Raw genomic sequence first — 4,561 nt, 5'->3', positions numbered from 1 at the left:
TCTGGCGGCGTTTACTGGAAAACTCACTGTCGGCAAAAGTCAGTTGCTGGCTCATCCGGTTACTCATTCTGGGTTCAGGTTACAACACGATGATCTCACATCTCGGACTTATTCGCACCTTCCTTAATTGCGTCATCAGAATTACACCCTTATGTAGTGTGCTGAATTACAACATCGTGTTAATGGAGTGTAATGAGCTGTTCAATTAACCAGCAATGGTCATATCTTATTTCCGAATTACGTTATTTTGCTTTTGTGATGCCAACGATATATCACAACTTATTGTTTAAATTGATAAAATAAAGACAAACAAAAGCCGTCCACGGAATATATTCCGTAGACGACAGTCGCGTGAAAAATAATTAAATGCCGAGCGCTTTTTTACCGGCGTTAATTACCTCGATAATTTTATCGGTGTCATAAATACAGCCTTTCCAGGTGCCGCCGCTGACCGACTGTAATGCTGCCCACAGGCGGGTGTCGTCCGGCAAGAAGTCGTGGGCGTGCAGGTCCGGGTGCGTCTGCCGCCGAGCCAGCTCGCGCGCGCCCTCCTCCGGCGTCAGCGGGTTGTCCACCGTGCCGATAAAGTTCACGCTGCCCGTTAACGTCAGTCGGTCCACGGCTATCTCGATGATGTCGTTATCGCGCAGCTTGCCAATCGGCCCGCCCGCCAGCGCCTCCGGCGACACGTGGCCGAAGCAGGCGCCCGTCGACACGCCCGAGAAGCGCGCATCGGTGATTAACGACACCGTCTTGCCCCACGAGATATGCTTCAGCGCGGAGGTGAGCTGGTAGGTCTCTTCCATGCCGGTGCCGGACGGCCCGCCGCCGATCACCACCATGATATCGCCCTGCTTGATCTCTTCCCGCTTGATGGCCTTGATCGCCTGCGCTTCCGAGACAAACACCCGCGCCCGGCCGGTGTGGCGGTAAACGCCATCTTCACCGACGACCGACGGGTCGATCGCCGTGGCCTTGATCACCGATCCTTCCGGCGCAATGTTGCCCGTCGGGAAGCAAACCGTCGAGGTCAGCCCTTTCGCTTTTGCTTTCTCCGGCGGCAGGATCACGTCATCCGGATCCACGCCGTCCTGCTCGCGCAGGCACTGGCGGAAGCGCTCACGGCGTTCGGACGTCTGCCACCAGTCGAGGTTCTCGCCCACCGTCTGGCCGGTCACGGTCATGGCATCGAGGTGCAGAAGGCCAAGATCGCGCAGGTGAAGCATCACCTCCGGCACGCCGCCCGCGAGGAAGGCGCGCACGGTCGGGTGATAGTCCGGGCCGTTGGGCAGCACGCTGACCAGGCGCGGCACCCTGCGGTTGACGCGCGTCCAGTGCTCTACGTCTGGGATCGTGCAGCCTGCCGCGTGGGCGATGGCCGGAATGTGCATCAGTAAATTGGTGGAGCCGCCGAACGCCGCGTGGATCACCATCGCGTTTTCGATGGCTTTGTCGGTGAGGATATCGCGCGTGGTGATACCGCGGTTATCCAGCTCGCTCACCGCCCGCGCCGACTGGCGGGCGATCTCCAGCCACACCGCCTGCCCGGACGGGGCCAGCGCGGAGTGCGGCAGCGCCAGCCCCAGCGCTTCCGCGACCACCTGCGAGGTGCCCGCCGTGCCGAGGAACTGACACCCGCCGCCCGGCGAGGCGCAGGCGCGACAGCCCAGCTCGGCGGCCTCCTGCAGGGAGAGTTCGTGGTTGGCAAAGCGCGCGCCGATGGTCTGCACCTTGCCCGCGTCTTCCCCCACGGTCGGCGGCAGCGTCGCCCCGCCCGGCACCAGAATGGTCGGCAGGTCGTGCATCGAAGCCAGGGCAATCATGGTGGCGGGCAGCCCTTTATCACAGGTGGCGACGCCAATCACCGCCCGGCGCGTCGGCAGGGAGCGGATCAGGCGGCGAAACACGATCGCCGCGTCGTTGCGGTACGGCAGGGAGTCGAACATGCCGTGCGTGCCCTGAGAGCGCCCGTCGCACGGATCGCTGACGAAGGCCGCAAACGGGATCCCGCCGTTGCGGGTGATCTCCTTCGCCGCCGCCTGCATCTGCATGCCGATCTCCCAGTGCCCGGTGTGGTAGCCCAGCGCGACCGGGCGTCCGTCCCCGGCGCGGATGCCGCCCTGGGTGCCGATAATCAGCACCTCTTTGCCGGTCAGCTTGTTGGCATCCCAGCCCATCCCGGCGTTCTGCGTCATGCCGAACAGGTTGCCGCTGGGGGATTCCATCAGCATCTGCGGGGTCAGCGGCAGCGCGCCCTGCGGCCCCGCCGCGTGGGTGATCACCGCATAAAACGCATCGTCCTGCGGGGTGAAAATCTTCTCGATGGTCATGGTTATCGTCCGGCTCAGCAGAGCTTGAGCTGTTGCAGCAGGGTTTTCAGCTGCGCCTTACGCGGCTCGTCCAGCGCAGAGGCGGGCGGCAGCACGTGCGTGGAAATCGGGCGGCCACAGAGCACGATCGCCTCTTTAATGACGTTCACAAACGGCGTATCCAGCTGATACATCTGAGGAATTTGCAGTAAGGTCTGATGATACTCAGCCGCTTTCGCCACGTCTTTATCCCGCCAGGCTTTCAGAAGATTCACCGACACCTGCGGGGCAAAGTTGCCGCTGGCCGAGATCGCCCCGTCGCCGCCGAGCAGCAGGGTATTAAACAGATGATCGTCGTAGCCGCACAGCACGGTGAAGTGCGGATGGGCGGCTTTGACGGTATGGATCATGCTGCGCAGATGGGCGACGGAGTCGATGGTGTCTTTAATGCCGACGATGTTGCTGCGCGAATCGGCCAGGGTTTTCACCAGCGCCGGGGTCAGATCCTGCCCGGTCAGCGCCGGGAAGTTATAGAGCATCACCGGCAGCGTGACGCTGTCCGCCACCTGCTCGAAATAGCGGATCAGGTTCGCTTCCGACACTTTCCAGTAGTAAGGGTTGATCACCACGATGCCGTCCGCCCCCGCCTGCTGCGCGTGCTGGCTGAGCGCAATGGTTTCCCGCGCGTTGGTGCCGCCGGTGCCGATCAGGACCGGCACGCGACGATCGACATGATCGATCGCAAATTGGGCAATGGTTTTACGCTCTTCGGCGCCGAGCTGGGAGAACTCGCCGCCGCTGCCCAGGAAGAACAGGCCGTCAACGCCTGCTTTGATGAGATCGTCGATCAGCGCGGCGGTGCCCTGCTTATCGAGTTGGCCATCGGCAGTAAAAATGGTGGAGACAGGGGGAATGATTCCCGTAAACAACGCGGACTGCGGCATGAGATCTCCTTGCTGAATCATTTTATTCTACATTATAGAACAGCGTTCATTAATTTAACGATCATACTATGACGCAGAAAAAGGAGAGGTAAATGGGAAGGGAAGAAGGAGTGCGGGAAATTTAAGCTGGATCACAAATTGGAAGGGGCGGCCTGATGCCCTCACCCTAACCCTCTCCCACAGGGAGAGGGAACTTTTACACCCTCTCCCCTTGGGAGAGGGGTTACTCTACAAGCATCTTCACCACCACTTTCCTGACCTTAGCAGGTGCCCCCACCGCGCACAGCGGCTTGTGCACCTCACCCGGCCAGAACACCACAAAATCCCCTTCGCTCAACACGACGGTTTTCTCCTGCTCGCCTTCCGGCAGGAACGCGATGTCTTTGTCCGCCAGCCAGTCGGTGTCCGGCGTGCCGGGCGGCAGGGTGCTGAATGTCATCCCTTCCTGTCCCTTCATCACGATCTGAATATCCAGATAGCGCGCGTGGTACTCGGCGCGACGCTCGGCGAACGGCTGGGTTGTATCTTCAGAGACCAGATAAAACAGACTGTTGCCGTTGACGTCGTGCTTGCCGAGCGGCGTCGCGTCGGTGACGTGAGATTTAACGTGCTCAATGGCCTGACGCAGATCCTCAGGCAGCCAGGACTGCAGATGGTGGATGTTGCCGATAATCATCAGAATACCCTCAATATAAAACAACGTTTCATTTTTATCTTTTATACGAGAATCCCGACTGCCATACCAGCGCTTTTTAGACGGGTTTTGCGCGAACGCATGTTTATCGGGAATGGTGTTAATTTGCTGTTAAGCCCTCGCAGGCATTTATGCAGTCATTATGCATATCTTCAGTTCTTCGTTATCACGGCCTTGCGCTAACTTACTGATCGTCATGCCTTAACAACAAAACTCGCTACAGCTTCACATTTTATCACTTTGATAATTTGCTATTAAATTCAATAAATATTTATTGATTTTCCTTAAGCCAAAAATAGTTAATTAGCAATATTGCATAGTCATTCCACACAACCAATAAAAACATTTAAAATCAACAGCTTAACAAAATATTTCAAAGCATTAAATTCTACAAAACACTAACAACTGCAAATAATGACAACGGATAGTGCTTAGCTATTCACCTCGCCAGAATAGCCAATTAATCATTATCTGATGCGAATCATGCTAAGGAAGGTGCGAATAAGTCCGAGATGTGAGATCATCGTGTTGTAACCTGAACCCAGAATGAGTAACCGGATGAGCCAGCAACTGACTTTTGCCGACAGTGAGTTTTCCAGTAAACGCCGCCAGAC

General features: G+C 57.4%; 3 protein-coding genes. All 3 read right to left on the bottom strand.

The window, feature by feature from the left end; translation table 11 throughout:
* Window positions 1–362: 362 nt before the first annotated feature.
* Entirely contained in the window at window positions 363–2,330 is a 1,968-nt protein-coding gene (yagF, locus tag ACOTXT_RS22200) for a xylonate dehydratase YagF (RefSeq protein WP_333166324.1), read from the bottom strand.
* Window positions 2,331–2,344: 14 nt separating this feature from the next.
* Window positions 2,345–3,253, bottom strand: a complete 909-nt coding sequence (yagE, locus tag ACOTXT_RS22195; RefSeq protein ID WP_055322409.1) for a 2-keto-3-deoxygluconate aldolase — start codon at window positions 3,251–3,253, stop codon at window positions 2,345–2,347.
* A gap of 223 nt (window positions 3,254–3,476) precedes the next feature.
* Window positions 3,477–3,929, bottom strand: coding sequence for a YhcH/YjgK/YiaL family protein (locus ACOTXT_RS22190; protein WP_039265386.1), 453 nt, complete (start codon window positions 3,927–3,929; stop codon window positions 3,477–3,479).
* Window positions 3,930–4,561: the final 632 nt, after the last annotated feature.

The sequence above is a fragment of the Enterobacter cloacae complex sp. IR5422 genome (genome assembly GCF_049238165.1).
GTDB classification, from domain to species: domain Bacteria; phylum Pseudomonadota; class Gammaproteobacteria; order Enterobacterales; family Enterobacteriaceae; genus Enterobacter; species Enterobacter roggenkampii.
Note: the sequence above shows the minus strand (reverse complement) of the source record. Positions and strands in the feature narration are given on the sequence as shown.

What these genes read in the sequence shown, in the direction of transcription:
- yagF (WP_333166324.1), bottom strand. Translation starts at nt 2,330, where the DNA reads ATGACCATCGAGAAGATTTTCACCCCGCAGGACGATGCGTTTTATGCG.
- yagE (WP_055322409.1), bottom strand. Translation starts at nt 3,253, where the DNA reads ATGCCGCAGTCCGCGTTGTTTACGGGAATCATTCCCCCTGTCTCCACC.
- ACOTXT_RS22190 (WP_039265386.1), bottom strand. Translation starts at nt 3,929, where the DNA reads ATGATTATCGGCAACATCCACCATCTGCAGTCCTGGCTGCCTGAGGAT.